The following is a 20,220-nucleotide window of genomic DNA, read 5'->3' on the forward strand; positions in this document are numbered from 1 at the left end:
CCTTAGGAGTTAACCGGCTTGGCGGAGTCGCCGCCGTTATTGATGGCCCAGGTGGCATTGGTCTTGATGCCGCCCAGCGGGAAGAAGTGAACCTTCTCGATTGCAAAGTCAGGGTTGGCTGCCTTGTGGGCTGCCAGGCCCGCCAGAACCTCGCCCGGCTCATGCGGCAGCAGCAGCTTGGAAACGTCCTTGGCGCGCTTCTGCAGAACTTTCAGCGACGGGCCGACGCCGCAGGCGATCGCGAATTTGATCATGGTCTGCAGTTTGGCCGGGCCTGCGATACCAATGTGAATCGGCAGGTTCATGCCCCGCTCGCTCAGCTCATTCACCCAGTCGATCACCGGCTGAGCTTCAAAGCAGAATTGGGTCGCCAACGCCATTTGCGCGTCTGTGCGCTTAGAGAATTCCTGTTTCCAGTCCAGCGCCGCATAGGTGTTGGCGCGGCCGCCCTTGGGGTCGATGTCTAGGTTCGGCTCGGGGTGACCGGCAACGTGCAGGTTGGTAAAGCCCGCCTGATCGAACAGGCCAGTCTCCAGCAATTGCATCGAGCTATCGAATTCGCCATGCGGCTTGGCGACGCCGCCAGCCAGGATCAGGCCTTGCTTGACACCTGCTTCGCCCTGGTAGCGGTTGATCCAGTCACCCAAGGTTGCCTTGTCCTTGATGATCCGCGCCGGGAAGTGCGGCATCACATCATAGCCTTCGCCAGCAATACGCTTGGCGGTTTCGACCATGTCCTCAATCGGGGTGCCTTCGATGTGCGCAATGTACACGCGGGTTCCGGCGGGCAGCAGGTCGCGGAAGTCTTCCACCTTTGCAGCCGTGCGGGGCATCACCTCGATGGAGTACCCCTTCAGGAAGGCCTCCATTTCAGGGGTGGCGGATTGGCCTGCGCCAGTGTCGCGTTTCTTAAAGTTCAGCAAAGCCATCACGGCCTCCCAAAGTGGTAGGGGTCACGCCCATCCGTCATTCGCAATCAGTGCCTTCAGGCGGTCCTGATCATACTCAGTTTCCAGGCGTTTGGCTTCGGCTTCCGCAATATCAGCTGCCTCGCCTTCAGCAGAGAAAGGTGCAGCCTTTCGCCATTCAGCCAGATAGGCGTCCGCGTCTTTTGCGTTCACCTTCATGGCTGCGCGGTCAATAGCCTGCTCGAACCGTTCTTCGAGCTGGCGCTTGGCGCCGCGGCGGCCTTTGCCAACGATGACCTGCGCGGGGATATCGCGCCAGTATACGATCGTAACGTCGGGCATGCCTTGCTTTCCTCCTAGCCTGGATAGACCACGTTCTAGTGCGGTGGCGCGCCGCAGGTTGGTCGATTTTCGACAACACGATGGGATTGAGCGACGTTTTGCTGCCGCGACACTAGCTTTGTGCACCAGCGAATGCCACAGCGGCTTTGTGCCAAAATATTCATGTGGATTATGAGATTTCCGGGAAGCGGCGGAAATTGCTTCACTTCTGCCCGTACGGCGCTTGCGCCGCCGCATCTGCGCACCTATTGTCATTCTTAACACGATAATCGGAGGGCGTGAATCATGGCGCCCAGGCGCTCGAAAGGTGCGGGCGCGTTTCCCAAAGCGGTTGAGACCCCTGCACCGGCCCGTCCCGATCCTGATGCGCTCTATGCGGCGCTGGATCTGGGTACAAATAGTTGCCGCATGCTGATCGCCCAGCCCAAGGGCAGCGGTATTCATGTGGTCGATAGTTTCTCCAAGTCGGTGCAGCTCGGCGCCGGGCTGGAGCGGACCGGACGCCTGTCGCGGTCCTCTATGGCGCGCACCATTCAGGCGCTGCGGATCTGTCAGCAGAAACTCAAACGCAACAAGGTCAAGCGGATGCGGCTGGTGGCAACAGAGGCCTGCCGCCGCGCCAAGAACGCGCGGGATTTCATCCGCCAGGTAAAACGTGAAACCGGATTGACGCTGGAAATCATCCAGCCGGAGGAGGAAGCGCGGCTGGCAGTGATCTCCTGCGCGCCGCTGGTGTCCACCAAGACGGAGCAGTTGCTGGTGGTTGATATCGGCGGCGGCTCCACTGAATTGGTGTGGATCGACGTGTCCTCCGTGCCACGGCGCGACCGACCGGCGGCCATCATGCGGCTGCACAACGGATTTCACCCGACCGAAAGCCCCTTTCCTGCCGCCAAGGTAGTGGATTGGATCTCGGTGCCTCTCGGAGTCGCTACGCTTCGCGACCAGTTCAATGACGTGGAGGACGATGCAGCCAGGTTTGCCCTGATGAGTTGGTTCTTCGAGGAAAATCTGGCCGATTTCGCCCCCTACAAAGATGAGCAGGCACGTGCGGGGTTTCAGATAGTCGGCACCTCCGGCACCGTCACCACCGTTGCAGCGTCCCACCTGGGCCTGAAACGTTATGACCGGACCAAGGTCGACGGGCTGCGGATGACCAGTGATCAGATTGACAAAGTGATCCGCGGTTATCTAGAACTCGGCCCTCAGGGCCGCCGCCGCGACCCCCGCATCGGCGAGGACCGGCAGGCTCTTATCATGTCCGGCTCCGCCATCCTGCAAGCGCTGTTGCGCTGCTGGCCCACTGACCGGCTGTCGGTCGCGGACCGCGGCCTGCGCGAAGGCCTGCTTTATGCGCAGATGAGCGCGGATGGCGTTCTGGAAGACGGCCCCTATTAACCGGGGCCGGTAGAATTGGATTTTTCCGGGCCGGGGTTGCCGATACTCCGGACGCCCGGCTCAAATGGTGGCAGTCATGGCAAAGACACCGACAGGAAAGAATACTTCGGGACGCGGGCAGCGGGATCTGAAGGTCAATGTGAAGACGGCACGCGGGCGCAAACTCAGCTCGACCCGCTGGCTGCAGCGGCAGCTGAACGACCCCTATGTCAAACGTGCCCAGGCCGAAGGCTACCGCGGCCGGGCCGCGTATAAGATCATGGAACTGGACGACAAGTTCCGCTTCCTGGTGAACGGTGCGCGGGTAGTTGACCTCGGCTGCGCGCCGGGCGGCTGGGCGCAGGTGGCAGTGAAGCGGATCAACTCCCTGGGCGAGAAACAAGGCAAGGCTGTGGGGCGCATCATCGGTGTCGACCTGCAGGAGGTCGAACCGCTGGCAGGCGCAGAGTTCCACCAGCTCGACTTCATGGACGACGGCGCCGATGAACAGGTCAAGGAATGGCTGGGCGGCAAGGCGGATGTGGTAATGTCCGACATGGCAGCGGCCAGTTCCGGACACAAGCAGACTGACCACCTGCGGATCATCTCTCTGTGCGAAACCGCAGCCTACTTCGCCTTTGACGTGCTGGAAGAAGGCGGCACCTTTGTCGCCAAGGTCCTCGCAGGCGGCGCTGAGGGCGAACTGCAGAAACTGCTTAAGCAGAAGTTCACCAAGGTGATGAACATCAAGCCGCCCTCCTCCCGCTCGGACAGTTCTGAAAAATTTGTTGTGGCCACGGGTTTCCGCGGCTGAACCAAGTCAAACCTGACGGTTGTGGGGCATGGTCAGTGACCGGGCGGCCATTGTGCGAAGCAAGATGGCCTCTTCGCCCTCTTCGTCAGTCAGCCGGGACACCCGCATATCGCGCCCTGCATTGCAGGTCATTCCGCGCTGACGCATGAGTTCAAACAGACGCATGTGACGCAGTTTGTTTTGCAGTTTCGTCATGATGGCCCCTTCTGGATCCGCAGCTTTCCAGCAGTCCTAGCGGCCGATTGCGCTGAGACCGGGGCGCAATTGTGGCCACGTTGCCTTATTGTTGAACAAATGGAAACAGTTGCAGCAGTGCCGCAGTTTTTATGTCCGTCCCATGCTGTTTGCCATATCAATCAGCGCACCGTTGAATTCCGCCCCAAGGATCAGAATGGCTGCATTGAGATACAAAAAGATCATCGCCGCCATCGCACCTGCCAGGCCTGCGTAAGTGGCGGAATATTGTGCAAATGAGCTGACATATATCGCAAAGCCGCTCCCGCAGATCAGCCATAGCAGCAGCGTGAGAATTGCACCTGGCAGGATTCTCCGGAACCGGTGTATCCGCCCTGGCAGCAAAACATGAAACGCCAGCACAGCACCCGTTGGCAGCGCAAGGGCCCAAAGCCCCCTCAGCCCCTGCTCCCAGCCTTGCGGCACAGTAGCAAAAGGCAGCAGTTTGGTAATATGGCGCACATAAAGCGGCATGATCACTTCAAACACCGTGACTGCCAAAATGCCAGCCCCGCCAAGAATAACCAGCGCAATGCACAGCGCCCTGGACCGCCAGAACGGCCGGGTGTCCGCGTCGTGATAGGCTTGGACCATGGCGGTTCGCACCGCGTCGACACCATTTGACGCAAAATAAAGCGCAAACAGACCGCCCAACGTAACCAGTTGAGTATTGGATGTCCGCAGTACTGCCTTAAGTTCCGTCAGGATCGGCCGTGCCACCGCATCCGGCCAGACACTGAACACCTGTTCCGTCATCGCCTCGACCTCGACCTCCTGCGACAGGAGGCCGGCAATGGTGCCAGCCAGTGCAACGGTGAACAGCACAAAGGGAAACAGCGCCAGCATCATCGACATGGCGATATGACTGCTCATCACCCAGCCGTTCTTTCTGTTGAAACGGCCGGCGGCGGATAGCAATGCGGCTGGCCACATGCGGACTGGCGGAAGGATCGGCATAGTCGCAACGTCCCACAACTGCAGGGCAAATGCCAGCGTCAAATCAAGTCCCGGCACGAGCAGCACTGCCCCGGGTATGGCAGCACAGCAGGATCAGTACTAGTCTGACACCTAGGCAGTTTTTGGAGCCATCAATGTTCTGGATCGTTCTAAGCACGGCGGCCCTGGCCGCAACCTGGACGGCGGCCGGAGTGGCAGCACTGAGCGCGGCCCGCACTGCGCGCACTCCGCAAGGGGCCATCGGCTGGGTTGTGTTCCTTCTGTCGGCGCCGGTGCTTGCCCTGCCTGCCTACATGATCTTTGGCCATCACCGTTTCAAAGGATACTGGACGACCCGCCGGGCTGCGGAGCAGGCCGTAATCGCCAAGCGCAACTTCACCAGTGCTCAGACACAGGACGCTTCTGCACTGGCTCTCAATACGGCACCCTTTGAGGTGATCGCGGGCCTGAATGTCTGCAAGGGCAACGGACTAAAGCTGCTGATTAACGGCACCGAAACCTTTAACGCCATCTTCGAAGCGATTGATAACGCGCAAGACTACGTCCTGGTGCAATATTACATCCTGCACGCCGATGGTGCCGGCTTGCAGTTGCAGAAACGGCTGATTGCGGCTGCTCAGCGCGGTGTGACCATCTGGTTCATGACCGACAGCATTGGCAGCCGCAAGCTGCCGCGTGACTACAAACATGCGCTGGAGACTGCTGGCGTCAACGTGATTGACCCGGCGGTCCAGCGCGGCCCCTGGCACCGCTTGCGGATCAATTTCCGCAATCACCGGAAAACCGTGATCGTGGATGGGCGGATTGGCTTCACTGGAGGACACAATGCCGGAGATGAATACATGGGGCTCGATCCGAAGTTCGGGCCTTGGCGGGACACGCATGCCCGGCTGACCGGCCCCGTGGTCCAACAGCTTCAGCTGTCCTTTGCTGAGGATTGGCACTGGAGAACCCAGGAGCCTATCCTGGACCTTCTCAACTGGAAGCCCGAAGTGTCGCTGCAGGATTTGCCGGGGCTGATCGCCTCAACGGGGCCAGGTGATACAACCGGCAATGGCTCCATGCTCTATTTCTCCGCGATCACTGCGGCGCAGTCCCGGATCTGGCTGGCCTCTCCCTACTTCGTACCTGATCAGGATGTTTTCGCAGCTTTGAAACACGCCGGTCTGAGGGGCGTCGATGTCCGGGTGCTTTTGCCGGAAACCATTGATCACCACTTGCCGTGGCTTGCCAGCTTTGCATTTTTTGATGAACTGCGTGAAGCTGGGGTCCGTATCCTGCGCTATCAGGGCGGCTTCATGCACCAGAAGTGCTTTGTCGCCGACAATACAATCGCAGGCATTGGCACCGCAAACCTCGACAACCGATCCTTCAGACTGAATTTCGAAACCATGGCGCTGTTTTTTGATCCGCGCCCCGCGTCTGAAATTGCAAACATGCTGGATGAGGACTTCCTTGCTGCGCGCGAACTGACAGAAAGCCTTAGCCAGCAGAAACTCTGGATCCGCCTGTTGGCACCTGCAGCGCGCCTGCTCGCCCCCGTGCTTTAGCCGCCCCCGTCAGCACGTTGTCCATTAAAGGAAAACAGCCGCCCCATGGCGCTGACAAGGAACGCTGTGCTGATCCCGAATCCGAACAACCCCGTGACCGCAGCCAGGGCTGCAAATATCCGAAGCGCAGGCCCCAGCACCACATCGCCGTAGCCAAGCGTGGTATAGGTTACCAGCGAAAAATAGACCGAGGTATTCCAATCCTCGATCGCACCAACCATTACAAAGGCCGAAGACCAGATCCAAACCTGGGCGGTATGGCTGCCGAGAATGATAAAGATGGCAACCAGCAGCATCAGCCCCAACTGCCAGGGGCGGTAGGGTTTGGAAAACCGTTTAGACATCCTGTTCAGCACCGAGGCGCACCAGACCAGCACCGTGATTTCAAGGATCAAGCAGGCGCTGAGGTAGATTGATCCCCACAGAAGCTGGTTCCACAGCGTCACGCCTAACCTCCCGTTCTGAACTTGCATTGGCAACCCTTGGCTGCACCATAGAAATCCTGCGGGCAAGACGCAATTGCAGCAATTTCTCCAACCCGCTGACCAGACGGAACGGCCTCCCCGCTGGACATCAAGGACGCGAGGGTATTGGGTATCTTGGCAGCATGTGAAGGCCCAAGACGCAGAGACAGACGCATATGGTTCTTACAATCCGCAACGTGACCAAGCGCTTTCCGGGCCAAACAGCTGAGACTGCTGTGCTCCGCGGGGTATCACTGAATCTGGAGGGCGGCCGTAGCCTGGCCCTGACCGGAGAAAGCGGCTCAGGCAAAAGCACCTTGCTGCATTTGGCCGGTGCGCTGGATCAATTTGACAGCGGGGAAATCGAGATTGGCGGAACGTGCCTCTCCGGGCTGAGTGACAGCCAGAGAGCGGCATTGCGCCGCCGGGATGTTTCTCTTGTCTTCCAGCAGTTTAACCTGATCCCCTCACTTAACATCAGCAAGAACATTGCCATACATGCCCGCCTTGGCGGCAGATGGGATGAAGGCTGGGAAAAGCGCCTGACTGACCGCCTGGGCCTGACCGGTCTGGTGCGGCGTTATCCGGAACAGCTTTCCGGCGGGCAGCAGCAGCGTGTGGCAATCGCCCGCGCGCTGGCTGTGCGGCCCAAGCTGCTGCTGGCGGATGAGCCGACCGGCAACCTCGATGAAACCGCCAGTGCTGCCGTGATGGAGCTGATGCTGGAACTTGTCCGGGAAAGCGGCACAGCGCTGTTTCTGGTAACTCATTCCGAAGCAATTGCCCGGATGCTCGACCAGCGCCTGCACCTGCGGCACGGCACGGCGGCATGACGGGCACCGCACTCCTGGCAATTTTGTCGCACTGGCGGCGCCACCCGCTGCAGCTGGCAACCCTGATTGCCGGGCTGGCGCTCGCAGCCGGTTTGTGGTCAGCGGTTCAGGCAATCAACGCGGAGGCGCGTGCGAGTTATGCCCGCGCTGCGGAACAGCTTGGCACAGCAGGGCTTGCCCGGCTTGTTCCAGAGACCGGATCCATCCCCATTGCCCGCTACGGCGAATTGCGGCGCTCTGGGTGGAAACTTGCTCCGGTGCTGGAAGGCGTAGTCAGTTTCGACCGGCAAAGCTTTGATATCATGGGTGTTGACCTGCTCCAGCACCCGCAGGCGCCGGTGCTTGCCGAAGCCGCAGAAGCGGAGTCCTCAACGGCACTGGAAGCGCTGCGGCCACCGGGTCGGATCTTTGCCCACCCGGAGACCGCCGCGCTTTTGTCAGAAGCGCAGCAAATCCATCCGGTGACCAGACTGGCGGCGTTGCCGCGGGGTATTGGCATGGCGGATCTCAGCCTTGCCAGCCAATTGCTCCGCCAGCCAGACAGTCTGAGTTACCTGTTGGTTCTGCCCGAACAAACTCCTGGACTGGTTCCGCTTTCGGAGCTTGCTCCCGACCTGACACTCATCCCTGCCCGCGCCGCGGCCTCTGACACGGCACGGCTGACTGACAGTTTCCATTTGAACCTAACTGCATTCGGCCTGTTGTCCTTTGCTGTCGGTCTCTTCATCGTTCAGGGAACCATCGCGCTGAGCCTGGAACAGCGGCGCGGGATGATCCGGACCTTGCGCAGCCTTGGGGTGCCTATGCGGCTGCTGTCCGGTCTGTTTGCCACCGAGCTGGCCGCCATTGCACTTGTTGCAGGCATTGCAGGGCTTGCGGGCGGTTACGTAGTGGCAGCCGCGTTGCTGCCCGGCGTCAATGCGACCTTGGCCGGGCTTTATGGCGCATCCGTGGATGGCACCCTGTCACTTCGGCCGGGCTGGGTATTGTCAGGGCTGGCAATGACGCTGGGCGGCACTTTTCTGGCCGGTTCGCAATCTCTTTTTGCGCTTTGGCGCTTGCCCATGCTGGCTTCACCCGCGACCCATGCCCGCGGCCAGCAAGCCAGCCGTTCTCACGTGACCAGTGCAATCTGCGGCGCTGCTTGCATTTCCGCAGGTTTGATGGTTTTTTCATTTTTTCAAGGGCTTGTTGCAGGTTTTGCCTTTCTTGCCGCCGTGATGCTGGGCGCTGCTCTCTTGCTGCCGTTGCTGATTTCAGCAGGCCTATCGCTGGGAGCACACATGGCAAAGAGCGCATTGGCTGAGTGGCTTTGGGCCGACACCCGCGCGCAGCTTCCAGGCATGTCCTTGGCACTGATGGCATTGCTGCTGGCCTTGGCTGCAAACATCGGCGTTGGCACCATGGTGTCCAGCTTCCGCCTGACCTTTACGGGCTGGCTGGATCAGCGGCTGTTCGCGGAGGTCTATGTCACCGCCGCCAGCGATGAACAGGGCGCTGAACTGGCGCAATGGCTGGATGAACAGGAAATCACCGCTCTGTCCCGCCGGTATCACGACACCCGTTTCAAAGGCGCCCCCCTGCGGGTTTACGGGTTTGAAGATGACGCATCCTACCGGTCGAACTGGCCGCTGCTGGACGCCGTGCCGGATGTCTGGGATCAAACGGCAAGAGGTGAAGCCCTGCTGGTCAACGAACAGCTTGCACGCCGGCACAAGCTGGCACCCGGTAGCATCCTGGAAATTGAACCTGGATGGCGCCTGCCCATTGCCGGGGTTTACTCGGATTATGGAAACCCAAATGGCCAGGCCATGGTTTCGCTGCAAGCGCTGCTGAAACATGTACCCGGCCTCCCCAACAGAAACTTCGGCTTGAGCACGGGACCGCTAGAAGTTTCCGGCTTGATTAAGTCACTCAGGGAGAAGTTTGATATTCCGCGGGAAAACATCACGGATCAAGCAACAGTCAAGGCGCGTTCACTGGAAGTTTTTGACAGAACCTTTGTCATTACCGCCGCCTTGAATTTGCTGACGCTGGGCGTTGCCGGGTTTGCGCTGCTGACCAGCCTGCTGACGCTGTGGAGCCAGCGCCTGCCGCAGCTGGCACCGGTCTGGGCGATGGGCGTGACCCGCCGGCAGTTGGCAGCAGCCGAGGTTCTGCGCAGCCTTCTGATGGCGGCCTGCACAGCGGTTCTTGCACTGCCGCTGGGACTGGTTCTGGCTTGGGTGCTGCTTTCGGTGATCAACGTGGCAGCCTTTGGCTGGAAGCTGCCGATGTATCTGTTTCCGCTAGACTGGCTGCGGTTGTTTGTGCTGGCACTTCTCGCTGCAGTGATTGCCGCTGCCCTGCCAGCCTGGCGGCTGAGCCGGATTGACCCGGCAGATCTGCTCAAGGTGTTTGCCAATGAACGCTAAGACCTTTCTATTTGCTGCAGGCGCCATCTGGGCGACCGCTGTGCACCCGCAAGGCTTTGCCGGTCTGGGAACAGACGCAGAGGGTTTTGCCATCCCACAGCCCGATGCCCGGCTGGCTTTCCCTGCGGACCACGGCCCGCACCCTGACTTCCGTATTGAATGGTGGTACTTGACGGCCAATCTTGAAGGCGCCGATGGTGCGGATTATGGCATCCAATGGACGCTGTTCCGCTCTGCCCTGGCGCCAGGGGAAGCAGCCGGGTGGCAAAGTCCGCAAATCTGGATGGCCCATGCCGCCGTCACCACAAAGGACAAGCACCTGTTTTCAGAACGGATCGCCCGCGGAGGTGTGGGACAGGCGGGTGTCCGGACCCATCCCCYTACCGCATGGATCGATGATTGGCACATGCGATCCACCGACGAGACGCTTGAAAAGATTTCACTTTCTGCTGCTGCGATGGAGTTCTCCTATGACCTGGACCTGTCCGCTGATGGCCCGCTGGTTCTGCAAGGCAACGCGGGTTACTCAGTCAAGTCGGCCACTGGCCAGGCGAGCCACTATTATTCCCAGCCGCACTATCAGATCTCTGGCACTTTATCTTTGCCGGAAGGGCAGGTTGATGTCACCGGCCATGGCTGGCTGGACCGGGAATGGTCAAGCCAGCCGCTGGCAGCGGACCAAAGCGGCTGGGACTGGTTTTCACTTAGCTTCGATAGCGGCGAGAAGCTGATGGGGTTCATTTTGCGCGGTGACCGTGGCGACTACACCTCCGGCACCTGGATTTCCGCTGACGGCACCGCCGAGCCGCTGGCGCCAGGCGCCTTTCTGGCAGAACCTTTGAATACCAGCGACGTACAAGGCCTCGAAATACCCACGCATTGGAGAGCCTCCGTGCCAGACAAGGGTGTTTCCGTCGAAGTAAAAGCACTGAATCCGCAAAGCTGGATGGGAACTTCGTTCTCTTACTGGGAAGGTCCGGTCAAGATTACAGGAAGCCACTACGGTAAGGGTTACCTTGAGATGACCGGCTACGAATAAGGGCGCCCGGAGGCGCCCTTATCTGGCTTAGCGAACCACAAAGACCGAACAGTCCGAATGGCGGATCACCCGGGCTGCGTTTGGCCCCAGCAGGTAATCCTTCAGATCCGGCTTATGCGCACCGATCACGATCAACCCGCTGCCTGCGGTTTCCGCAACCTTCAAGATCTCCTGATACGCCGTTCCGGTTGCCACCAGATGGCGGACCTTGGCATTACGCTCCTTGCCCAGAACGCTTTCGCACAGCTCGGTCAGCCGTTGCGTGGTGTCCTTGACTGCCTTTTCGTGGTGATGCTCCTCAAAGAATCCCGAGACCCAGCTTTCGCCGAAGTCCGGCAGCACGTTGACAACATCCAGCTGCGCGCCATCCAAATCGGCCAGCCGGGCGGCCTGGGACAGGACCATTTCGTCCAGTGTCTGGTCGTTCAGCTCCAAAGCGCAAAGAACAGGTTTGCTCATGCCGTTACTCCTTCTTCTTCACGCGCGCGACCGCGCTGCAACAGGGCGACCAGCGCCACCAGCAGTAGCGCCGGCAGGAACATCAGTTCCTTAGGCAACTGGCTGGCGGGGGCCTGGATCGCCACGATCTGCACCGGTGCATCAGCGTAGAAATCGAAACTGTCCAGGCTGGGGGCTGCCGGCGTGCCGAACATCGGCTCTTCCAGTTTGACTGCACCGTCCTCCTCCAGCAGCAGCAGGCCATAGGCATCCACTGCCGCCTGCCCTTCGGAGCCATCGGCGGTCATGATCATCGTTGTGCTCTTGATCTCAGACGTGTCGAAATCAGGACCTTCCACGGTGATGCGCAATTCTGCCCCCGGTTCCGCCTCATCCAGGGCTTGCGCCAGCTGGGCTGGAGGAACCTGGGTAAACGGCGGCATCACCCGGTCCATGAAGAAGTCAGGCCGGAACAGCGCAAAGGCGGCAAAGACCAGCAGCACGCTTTCGTAGATCCGGCTTCGGCTGACGAAATAGCCCATCGTGCCGGCAGTGAAGACAAGGATCGCTATTGTAGCTGAGATCGCCACGAGAATGCCCTGGGTCCAACCAACGTCAATCAGAAGCAGATCGGTGTTAAAGATGAACACAAACGGCAGCGCCACGGTCCGCAAGCTGTAGAAGAAGGCTGTGAACCCGGTGCGGATTGCATCCCCCCCCGACACAGCCGCAGCAGCAAAGCTGGCAAGCCCAACAGGCGGTGTCACGTCAGCCATGATCCCGAAATAGAACACAAACAGGTGCACGGCGATCAGCGGAACGATCAGGCCGGACTGGGCTCCCAGCTCCACCACCACACCAGCCATCAGCGAGCTGACAACGATGTAGTTGGCGGTGGTCGGCAGGCCCATGCCCAGCACCAGCGACAAGAGGCCGACCATCACCAGCATCAGGATCAGGTTGCCGCCCGAAACGAACTCGACCAGATCAGCCATCACTTGACCCACACCGGTCAAAGTCACCGTGCCCACGATCACGCCTGCGGTGGCGGTTGCCAGCGCAATACCGATCATGTTGCGGGCGCCGTCAATCAGACCGTTCCACAGGTCATGCACTCCTTCGACGAAGGCGTTTGCCATGTTGCTTTGACCACGGAAGATTGCCTTGAGCGGCTTCTGGGTCAGCAAAATGACAAACAGCAATGCGGTGGCCCAGAAAGCCGACAGGCCAGGCGACTTCTGTTCAATCATCAGGAAGTAGACCAGTACGATAATCGGCAGCAGGTAATGCAGCCCCGCCTTGTAAATCTCGGCGACCACCGGCAGTTCGACCTCCTTGGCGTTGGGGTCATCCGGCACCAGGTCATCAACACCCGAAGCCAGCCACAGCAGCGCTATGTAGGCGGCAACAACCAGTGCCGAAAGGGTCAGACCGGAGGCGCCGGGCATCGCTGCAATGATCCATTTCACAGGGTACTGAACGCCATAGCAGAGCGCTGCGAAGCCCGCGAAGAACAAGGCCATGCCCCCGATGGTACGGCCCATGGAAACCACGCGGTTGCCCAGTGTCGGCATGTTCCGCTTCACGGCCTCAAGGTGCACGATGTAGACCAGCGCGATGTAGGAAATCGCGGCCGGCAGGAAGGCATGGGTGATCACCTCGACATAGGAGATACCCACGTATTCCACCATCAGGAAGGCGGCAGCCCCCATCACCGGCGGCATGATCTGGCCGTTCACGGAAGAGGCGACCTCAACCGACCCAGCCTGCTCAGAGGTGAAACCGACGCGCTTCATCAGCGGGATCGTGAAGGTGCCGGTGGTGACCACGTTGGCGATGGAAGAGCCGGAGATCAGGCCGGTTGCGGCAGAGCCGACAACAGCCGCTTTGGCCGGGCCGCCGCGCAGGTGGCCAAGCGCCCCGAATGCCATCTTGATGAAGTAATTGCCGGCCCCTGCTTTATCCAGCAGCGCGCCGAACAGCACGAAGAGGAAGACAAACTTGGTGGAGACCCCCAAGGCAATGCCGAACACGCCCTCGGAGGTAATCCACATATGGCTCATCGCCTTTTTAAGACTGGCGCCTTTCCAGCGGATAACCTCGGGCACCCATTCGGAGGAGCCGAAGAAGACATAAGCCAGGAAGATCGTCGCAATGATCGCCATCGCCGGACCAAGCGCGCGCCGGGCCGCTTCGAAAAGTAAAAGCAGGCCAGCCAGAGCAAACCACTTGTCCATGTCATCGGCAAGACCGCCGGAATCAACGATTTTCTGATAAAAAATGTAGCCGTACAGCGCGATCGCGGTGCCGGCCAATGCAAAAATCCAATCCTGCACCGGAATGTAATTCCTCGGGCTGGATTTCAACGCGGGATAGGCCGCGTAGGCCAGGAAAATGGCAAAGGCCAAATGGATTTGGCGCGAATTGTTGATCACGCTCCCAGGCAGCAGCAGGTTGGCTACCGGCGAGGCCAGGATGACTTGAAACACGGACCAGATCACGGCGACAATCGCCAGGAACAGCCCCACGCTCCCTACCGGGTTGCGGGCGCCGGCGTCTGAGGACGCGACCAGTTCCTGAAGCTCTTCTTCGCTGAGCGGCCGATTTCCCTGAGCATCGGATGTCATGGATAATCTCCCCTTCGGCCGCCGTTTTCCGGGGCCTGTCTTGTCAAACCCGGGCCTTTGGCCTCAGGCAAAAACGGGGCGCTTGATGCGCCCCGTTCCTGTTGTCTGGCGGATTATTCGATCCAGCCTTTTTCTTTGTAGTACTTCTCTGCGCCCGGATGCAGCGGCGCTGACAGGCCGTCTGCGATCATCTCTTCCGGTTTCAGGTTGGCAAAGGCCGGGTGCAGCTTCTGGAAAGCTTCGAAGTTCTCGAAGACAGAGCTGACCACAGCATAAACCGCATCCTCAGAGACGTCGGCGGAGGTGACGAAGGTCGCGCCAACACCAAAGGTGCTGGTGTCATTGTCGGACCCGCGGTACATGCCGCCGGGAATTGTCGCTGTACGGTAGAAGGAGTTTTCGGCAACCAGTTTTTCAACCGCTTCGCCGTCCACGGTCACTAGCACGGAGTCACAGGCGGTGGTGGCTTCCTGGATGGAGCCGGACGGGTGGCCAACGGTGTAGATCATCGCGTCGATCTGGTTGTCGCACAGAGCCGCGGACTGTTCTGCCGCTTTCAGCTCGGTTGCCAGGGCGAAATCTTCCATGCCCCAGCCCTTGGCTTCCATCAAAATTTCCATGGTGCCGCGCTGGCCGGAGCCCGGATTGCCAATATTGACGCGCTTGCCCTTGAGGTCGTCAAAGCTGGAGATGCCTGCGTCTGCACGCGCCACGACGGTGAAAGGTTCCGGGTGAACCGAGAAAACAGCACGCAGGCCTTCAAACGGGCCTTGTTCCTCAAACTTGTTGCTGCCGTTGTACGCATGGTATTGCCAGTCGGACTGGGCCACGCCGAACTGCAGCTCGCCTTCGCGGATTGTGTTGATGTTGTAGACCGAGCCGCCGGTGGATTCGACGGCGCATTTGAAGCCGTGCTCCTTGCGGCCCTTGTTCACCAGACGGCAGATGGCGCCGCCAGTCGGGTAATACACGCCGGTCACGCCGCCGGTGCCGATGGTGATATATTCCTGAGCAAATGCTGCGGGCGCCGAAAAGGACGCCGCCACCAATGCACCGATAGCCAGCTTGGTGTGTTTCATGATCAAGTCTCTCCCACTTGTCTTATGAATTGCAGCTTGTCCGCGTCCGCCTGGAATACATGTCTGCAGTTGTCCCGCAGCCGTCAGTTCCGGCCCGCCAGGCAAGCTGTGTGCGGATTATTTTGCACGCGCAGAAGGGTTCCACTGGCACCCTCGCAAGTCAAGACTGCTATTTATTGACGCACCCTCTTTGGGACCTTTTTTTCCCGTTATTGACGCCAGTTAGATATTTTTCCCCGCAAACGTACGGCACTTCCGCATGGTCCCGGCGCAAAGTTTTTTCTTGAAGGTAAAGATGAGTTGCGCGCGATTCTCAGTTGCGTCATTCGAACCCGAAGACTTCAACTCAGCTTCGCACTCATTTTCGGTGGTTTTTTAATGCCGAAAATCAACCGGTGACAAACCGCCGCAACATGGCTATTAAACAGCCCATAAAAAAATTTGAGCCACGGTTTAAGAAACGCCGGGGCCGTTACCAGCAATTGACAGGGAGCTTGCAGCAATGCTGCTGAGCCAAGTAATTTTCAGCAATCCGTCGCTGACGGACTTTTGGGCTTTGGAGCGGTGTGTATCGGCTCAGGCCCGTCGGCTTCCACGGGAAATCAGCGCCCCGCTGACTTGCGACGTGGAGCCTGAATTTCGGTGCACCCCCCGAAAGTGGGAGTTGATTCTGGCCGAAGCGCATCAACGCGGATTGAGGGCGCGTCAGGCGGCCTGATCCTCTATTTCCTCAAGCTCTTTGATCCGCTCAAGGGTGGAACAGTTCCCCGGCAACCAAATGCCTGCCGGGGAAGCATGGCTTACTCGGCCGGACTGGTTTTTGGCTGGCCCTTGATACGCTCGCGCATGCCTTGCATCATCGCATAGAGCACCGGCACGACGATGACGCCGACAACGGTTGCTGCAAGCATTCCGCCAAAAACCGCAATGCCGATGGCCTTTTGGCTGGCGGCGCCAGCACCAGACGCAATCAGCAACGGCACCACCCCTAGCAGGAAGGACAATGCCGTCATCATCACTGCCCGGAAGCGCTGCTTGGCTGCTTCTTGCGCGGCTTCGCGGATGCTGAGGCCGGCTGCCCGCTGCTCCATCGCGAACTCCACAATCAGGATGGCGTTCTTTGACGCTAGGCCGATCAGCATGATCATCCCGATCTGCGTGTAGAGGTTGATGTCATTGCCAGCTATCGCCACCGCAGCCACGGCCCCGAACAGGGCGACAATCACCGACAGCAGAATAGCAACCGGCATCGTCCAGCTTTCGTACTGCCCGACCAGAAACAGGTAACCGAACAGGACAGCCATCGCCAGAATCACGGTCACAAGCCCCGCTGAATCCAACTGCTGCTGAGCGGTGCCGGTCCACTCAAAGGCATAACCCGGCGGCAGTGCCGTTGCGGCCTCCTCCTGCATCACCCGGATAGCATCGCCGGTGGACAGCCCAGGTCCGGGAACAGCGGTGACGGTTGCCGAGCGGAAAATGTTGTGCCGCTTCAGCAGTACCGGCCCCAGAACATTCTCGACATCGATCAGGGTCGACAATGGCACCATTTCGCCCGACTGCGCCCGCACGTACAGGCCGCCGATATCTTCGATCTTGTCGCGGTAAGACCCCTCTGCCTGCAGCATCACCTTGTAGACGCGGCCGAACAGGTTGAAGTCGTTGACATAATAGGAACCCAGGTGTGCCTGCATGGTCTGGAACACCTCGGCAATCGGCACATTCAATGTCTTGGCCTTTTCCCGGTCCAAATCGACAAACACCTGCGGAACATTGGCCCGGAAGGTGGTGTAGGACTGGGCAATCTCAGGCCGCTGATTTGCGGAGTAGACCAGCGACCCGACGGACTGCGCCAAATCCTGCGGTGTGCCGCCAGCGGTCTGCTGTACTGCCATTTCAACACCAGCCGACATCCCCAGGCCGGAGATTGGCGGCGGGTTGAAGGCAACGATGCTGGCTGCGGCCTCACCATTGGCGATACCGTAGATCTGACCCAGGATCGCGTTCGGCTGCAACGCTTCGTCCTTCCGCTCATCCCACGGGTCCAAGTTGGCGATGATCATCGCACCATTGGCACTGGCACCGTTCAGCAGGCTGAAGCCGTTGACCAGGACCGTGCCCTTGACGCCCGGAATCTGGCGGATCTGCTCGTCTATCCGGCGTGTCACAGCCTCAGTGCGCCCCAGCGCCGCTGCGTCGGGAAGCTGCACATCAACAAACAGATAGCCGTTGTCTTCCAGCGGCAAGAAACCTTTGGAAGTGGAATTAAAAACCGCACCGGTTCCCAAGGCCACTGCAGCAATGATGGCCAGCCCGATAACCGGCAACCTCAGCAAACGCGTCACGATGCTAAGATACCCGCTGCGCACCCCGCCGATCATGTTCTCGAACATTGCCAACAAGCCTTTGGGAGGGCCGGAACGGGCCTTGAGCACAATAGCGCAGAGCGCCGGTGACAGTGTCAGCGCGTTGACCGAAGAGATCACCACCGCAACAGAGATCGTCACCGCAAACTGTGAGTACAGCTTGCCTGTAATCCCCGGCATGAAGGTAACCGGCACAAATACCGCCAGCAGCACCAGTGTGGTTGCGATAACCGGGCCGGTGATCTGCCCCATCGCCTTGCGGGTCGCATCTGGCGGTGACAGCCCTTCCTCGGCAATGATGCGCTCGACGTTCTCAACCACCACGATGGCATCATCCACCACGATGCCGATCGCCAGCACCAGCGCAAAGAGCGAGATGGTGTTGAGGGACATGCCAAGCGCCAGCAGGAAGGCAAAGGTCCCGATCAGTGAAACCGGGATGGCCACTGCCGGAATGATGGTGGCGCGGAACGACCCCAGAAAGATGAATACAACCGAGATCACCAGTACAAAGGTCATCATCAGAGTGGAGACTACGTCGTTGAGCGACTGTTCCACAAAATCCGTGGTATTGAACGGCACCGAATACGCGACGTCCTCGGGGAAAACCTGCGACAGCCTTTCCATTTCCGCCAGAACAGCCTCGGACACCGCCAGAGCGTTGGCGCCAGGAGCCTGGTAAATCGCCAGAATTGTAGATGGCACGCCGTCGAAGAAACCGGAAGCGCTGTAGTTGGAGGCCCCCAGTTCCACCCGGGCAATATCCGCCAAACGCACGGTGCTGCCGCCTTCGCCGGTGCGGATCACGATGTCCTCGAACTCGCTGACTTCGGTCAGCCTGCCCTTCGACTTGATCGTGTACTGGAACACCTGATCGCCTGGTACCGGCGGTGCACCCACCTGCCCCGCCGAGACCTCGATATTCTGTTCCCGCACCGCATTGATCACATCGCCAGGTGAAATGCCCAGGCCTGCCATCTTGTTGGGGTCCAGCCAGACCCGCATAGCGTATTCGAAGTTTGTCAGGATATCCGCCTTGCCGACGCCATTCACTCGCGCCAGAGCGTCCTTGATGTTGATGGCTGCATAATTCGACAGGAACACACTGTCGTAAGACCCGTTGGGAGAGGTCAGCGCCGCTACCAGCAGCATGTTCGAGGAGCTTTTCTGGGTCACGACACCGTTTGCCGTGACTTCGGCCGGCAGGGCTGCCACAGCCTGCGCTACCCGGTTCTGCACATTGACCGAAGCGATATCGGGATCAGTGCCCACCTCAAATGTCACTGCGAGCGAGTAGCTGCCGTTGTCGGCGGAGGTGGAGGACATATACAGCATCCCGTCCACACCATTGACCTGTGCCTCAATCGGCGCTGCGACGCTCTTCTCAACGGTTTCGGCGTTGGCGCCCGGGTAACTGGCAGTGACATTTACCACTGGCGGCGTGATTTCCGGGAACTGCGCAACCGGCAGTGCGAAATAGCCGATCACCCCCATTACCGTCAGCACCAGGGAGATGACGATCGCAAATTTCGGCCTTGAAATAAATGTGGAGGAGAACATCGGTTATTCTCCTGCCTGTGCTGCCATGACCGGATCCACCTCGACACCGGGCCGGATTTTCTGCAGGCCTTCGACTACAACGGTTTCGCCTTTCGTCAGCCCGTCCAGAACGATGATCCCGGTGCCCTGAACATCACCGGTGGCGATATAACGCTGCTGGACCTGGTTCTGATCGTCGACCACAAGAACAAACGGACCCTGCTGGTCCCGCTGAATTGCTGCCTGGCTGATCACAACGCGCTCAACAGCCTCCTGCGACTGAAGGCCGACTGTTAAAAACGCCCCGTCCAGGATCAGCCGTTCGTCATTTTTGAATTCCGCCCGCACGGTGACAGCGCCTGTCGTCGGATCAACCCGGTTGCCTGCAAAGGCGATCCGTCCCTTCTCCTCCAGTTCTGCCCCATTGGGCAGCACCACGAACACCTCTGGAGCGGTCTCGGTATTGCCGCGGTCAATTCCCTCGGCCTCAAGCTCCTGCAGGATTTCGACGAATTGCTTTTCGTTCAGCGAGAAGGACACATAGACGGGTGCTTCACGCACGATATTCACCAACGGCGATCCGCTAGGGCTGACCACGTCACCGATACTGACCTCCACACGCCCGACACGGCCGGAAAACGGCGCATGGACTTCGGTATAGCTCAGATCCAGTTCCGCTTGCTGAATTGCGGCCGCAGCGGCGCGCACCTGCGCCTCGGCCACCAGTTCATTGGCGCGGGCTGTGTCACGGTCGGCTTCCGGAACCGATCCGCGCTCGAACAATTCCTGTTTCCGGACCAGTTCCAATGATGCCAGTTCCAGATTGGCTTCAGCCTGTGCCAATTCGGCCCGGCGGCTCTCCAGCACAGCCTCATAGGCGCTGCGCTCGATGCGGAACAGAATGTCGCCCTTTTCAACCTCAGCGCCATCCCGGACCAGCACTTCTTCCAGATATCCGCTCACCCGGGCCATGATGTCGGCCTTGTCGATCGCTTCTCCCCGGCCGATGAATGTCGCCGTATCCTTGATCGGTTTGATCACCGCCTCGGAAACCGACACTTTGGGAGCAGCACCTTGCTGCTGCGCCAGTGCTGCACCGGCAAATGCCAGGCTAACAGCTGCAACCACTGCCAGCCCGGTCCGGCCGGTCAGGCCCCTGTTCCAGAAACACGTCATTCTTGAGCCTCTCAATTAAACAAAAATTTCCAACAGCCGCCAAACCGGACTGCCGCCCCGTAT

16 protein-coding genes are annotated in these 20,220 nt (G+C 59.5%); 6 read left to right on the forward strand and 10 right to left on the reverse strand.

Translation table 11 applies throughout. The features are described from left to right. Positions 1 to 2 precede the first annotated feature (2 nt). Together A9D60_RS08595 and A9D60_RS08600 are read right to left on the reverse strand one after the other, a co-directional pair. Positions 3 to 929: a 5,10-methylenetetrahydrofolate reductase gene (locus tag A9D60_RS08595; protein ID WP_065267193.1), complete on the reverse strand. Its 927-nt coding sequence runs from the start codon at positions 927 to 929 to the stop codon at positions 3 to 5. Positions 930 to 953: 24 nt separating this feature from the next. Beyond that, positions 954 to 1,250, reverse strand: coding sequence for a virulence factor (locus A9D60_RS08600; protein WP_065267194.1), 297 nt, complete (start codon positions 1,248 to 1,250; stop codon positions 954 to 956). Between the two features lie 285 nt (positions 1,251 to 1,535). Here A9D60_RS08600 and A9D60_RS08605 point away from each other — a divergent pair, with 285 nt between their 5' ends. Continuing rightward, on the forward strand, positions 1,536 to 2,648 hold the full coding sequence (locus A9D60_RS08605; RefSeq protein WP_039182982.1) for a Ppx/GppA phosphatase family protein: 1,113 nt from the start codon (positions 1,536 to 1,538) through the stop codon (positions 2,646 to 2,648). Between the two features lie 76 nt (positions 2,649 to 2,724). Further along, the gene (locus A9D60_RS08610; protein WP_065267361.1) at positions 2,725 to 3,441 is read left to right on the forward strand and encodes an RlmE family RNA methyltransferase; all 717 of its coding nucleotides are present in this window, start codon (positions 2,725 to 2,727) and stop codon (positions 3,439 to 3,441) included. Positions 3,442 to 3,447: 6 nt separating this feature from the next. On the opposite strand, the gene A9D60_RS08615 is transcribed toward A9D60_RS08610, so the two are convergent. Both A9D60_RS08615 and A9D60_RS08620 read right to left on the reverse strand, forming a co-directional pair. After that, positions 3,448 to 3,636, reverse strand: coding sequence for a hypothetical protein (locus A9D60_RS08615; RefSeq protein WP_065267195.1), 189 nt, complete (start codon positions 3,634 to 3,636; stop codon positions 3,448 to 3,450). A gap of 129 nt (positions 3,637 to 3,765) precedes the next feature. Beyond that, positions 3,766 to 4,632 (reverse strand): YihY/virulence factor BrkB family protein, encoded by an 867-nt coding sequence (locus A9D60_RS08620; RefSeq protein ID WP_065267196.1) that lies wholly within the window; start codon positions 4,630 to 4,632, stop codon positions 3,766 to 3,768. 134 nt (positions 4,633 to 4,766) lie between these two features. On the opposite strand from A9D60_RS08620, the gene cls reads away from it, so the two are divergent. Continuing rightward, positions 4,767 to 6,182, forward strand: a complete 1,416-nt coding sequence (cls, locus tag A9D60_RS08625; protein WP_065267197.1) for a cardiolipin synthase — start codon at positions 4,767 to 4,769, stop codon at positions 6,180 to 6,182. On the opposite strand, the gene A9D60_RS08630 is transcribed toward cls, so the two are convergent. After that, positions 6,179 to 6,628: a potassium channel family protein gene (locus A9D60_RS08630; protein ID WP_065267198.1), complete on the reverse strand. Its 450-nt coding sequence runs from the start codon at positions 6,626 to 6,628 to the stop codon at positions 6,179 to 6,181. The two genes, cls and A9D60_RS08630, sit on opposite strands and share 4 nt — an antisense overlap. Positions 6,629 to 6,822: 194 nt before the next feature. Between A9D60_RS08630 and A9D60_RS08635 the strand changes: the two genes are divergently transcribed. The 3 genes from A9D60_RS08635 to A9D60_RS08645 are packed head-to-tail and all read left to right on the forward strand — an operon-like array spanning position 6,823 to position 10,932. Next, positions 6,823 to 7,479 carry an ABC transporter ATP-binding protein gene (locus A9D60_RS08635; protein ID WP_065267199.1) on the forward strand — a complete coding sequence of 219 codons (657 nt, stop codon included), beginning with the start codon at positions 6,823 to 6,825 and terminating at the stop codon, positions 7,477 to 7,479. Further along, positions 7,476 to 9,893: an FtsX-like permease family protein gene (locus A9D60_RS08640; RefSeq protein WP_065267200.1), complete on the forward strand. Its 2,418-nt coding sequence runs from the start codon at positions 7,476 to 7,478 to the stop codon at positions 9,891 to 9,893. Before A9D60_RS08635 ends, A9D60_RS08640 begins: the two co-directional genes overlap by 4 nt. Continuing rightward, entirely contained in the window at positions 9,883 to 10,932 is a 1,050-nt protein-coding gene (locus tag A9D60_RS08645) for a lipocalin-like domain-containing protein (protein ID WP_065267201.1), read from the forward strand. The genes A9D60_RS08640 and A9D60_RS08645 overlap by 11 nt, the downstream gene beginning before the upstream one ends. Before the next feature lie 27 nt (positions 10,933 to 10,959). On the opposite strand, the gene A9D60_RS08650 is transcribed toward A9D60_RS08645, so the two are convergent. The 5 genes from A9D60_RS08650 to A9D60_RS08670 all read right to left on the reverse strand — a co-directional run bounded on the left by A9D60_RS08650 (position 10,960) and on the right by A9D60_RS08670 (position 20,157). Next, complete coding sequence (locus A9D60_RS08650) at positions 10,960 to 11,391, reverse strand: universal stress protein (RefSeq protein WP_065267202.1); 432 nt, start codon at positions 11,389 to 11,391, stop codon at positions 10,960 to 10,962. Further along, positions 11,388 to 13,997: a TRAP transporter permease gene (locus A9D60_RS08655; RefSeq protein ID WP_065267203.1), complete on the reverse strand. Its 2,610-nt coding sequence runs from the start codon at positions 13,995 to 13,997 to the stop codon at positions 11,388 to 11,390. Before A9D60_RS08655 ends, A9D60_RS08650 begins: the two co-directional genes overlap by 4 nt. A 113-nt stretch (positions 13,998 to 14,110) precedes the next feature. Continuing rightward, positions 14,111 to 15,076: a TAXI family TRAP transporter solute-binding subunit gene (locus tag A9D60_RS08660; RefSeq protein ID WP_065267204.1), complete on the reverse strand. Its 966-nt coding sequence runs from the start codon at positions 15,074 to 15,076 to the stop codon at positions 14,111 to 14,113. An 800-nt stretch (positions 15,077 to 15,876) separates the two neighbouring features. Then, positions 15,877 to 19,002 carry an efflux RND transporter permease subunit gene (locus A9D60_RS08665; protein WP_065267205.1) on the reverse strand — a complete coding sequence of 1,042 codons (3,126 nt, stop codon included), beginning with the start codon at positions 19,000 to 19,002 and terminating at the stop codon, positions 15,877 to 15,879. A 3-nt stretch (positions 19,003 to 19,005) separates the two neighbouring features. Further along, complete coding sequence (locus tag A9D60_RS08670; protein WP_065267206.1) at positions 19,006 to 20,157, reverse strand: efflux RND transporter periplasmic adaptor subunit; 1,152 nt, start codon at positions 20,155 to 20,157, stop codon at positions 19,006 to 19,008. Positions 20,158 to 20,220 lie beyond the last annotated feature (63 nt).

The sequence above is a fragment of the Leisingera sp. JC1 genome, from assembly GCF_001679925.1.
Classification (GTDB): Bacteria; Pseudomonadota; Alphaproteobacteria; order Rhodobacterales; family Rhodobacteraceae; genus Leisingera.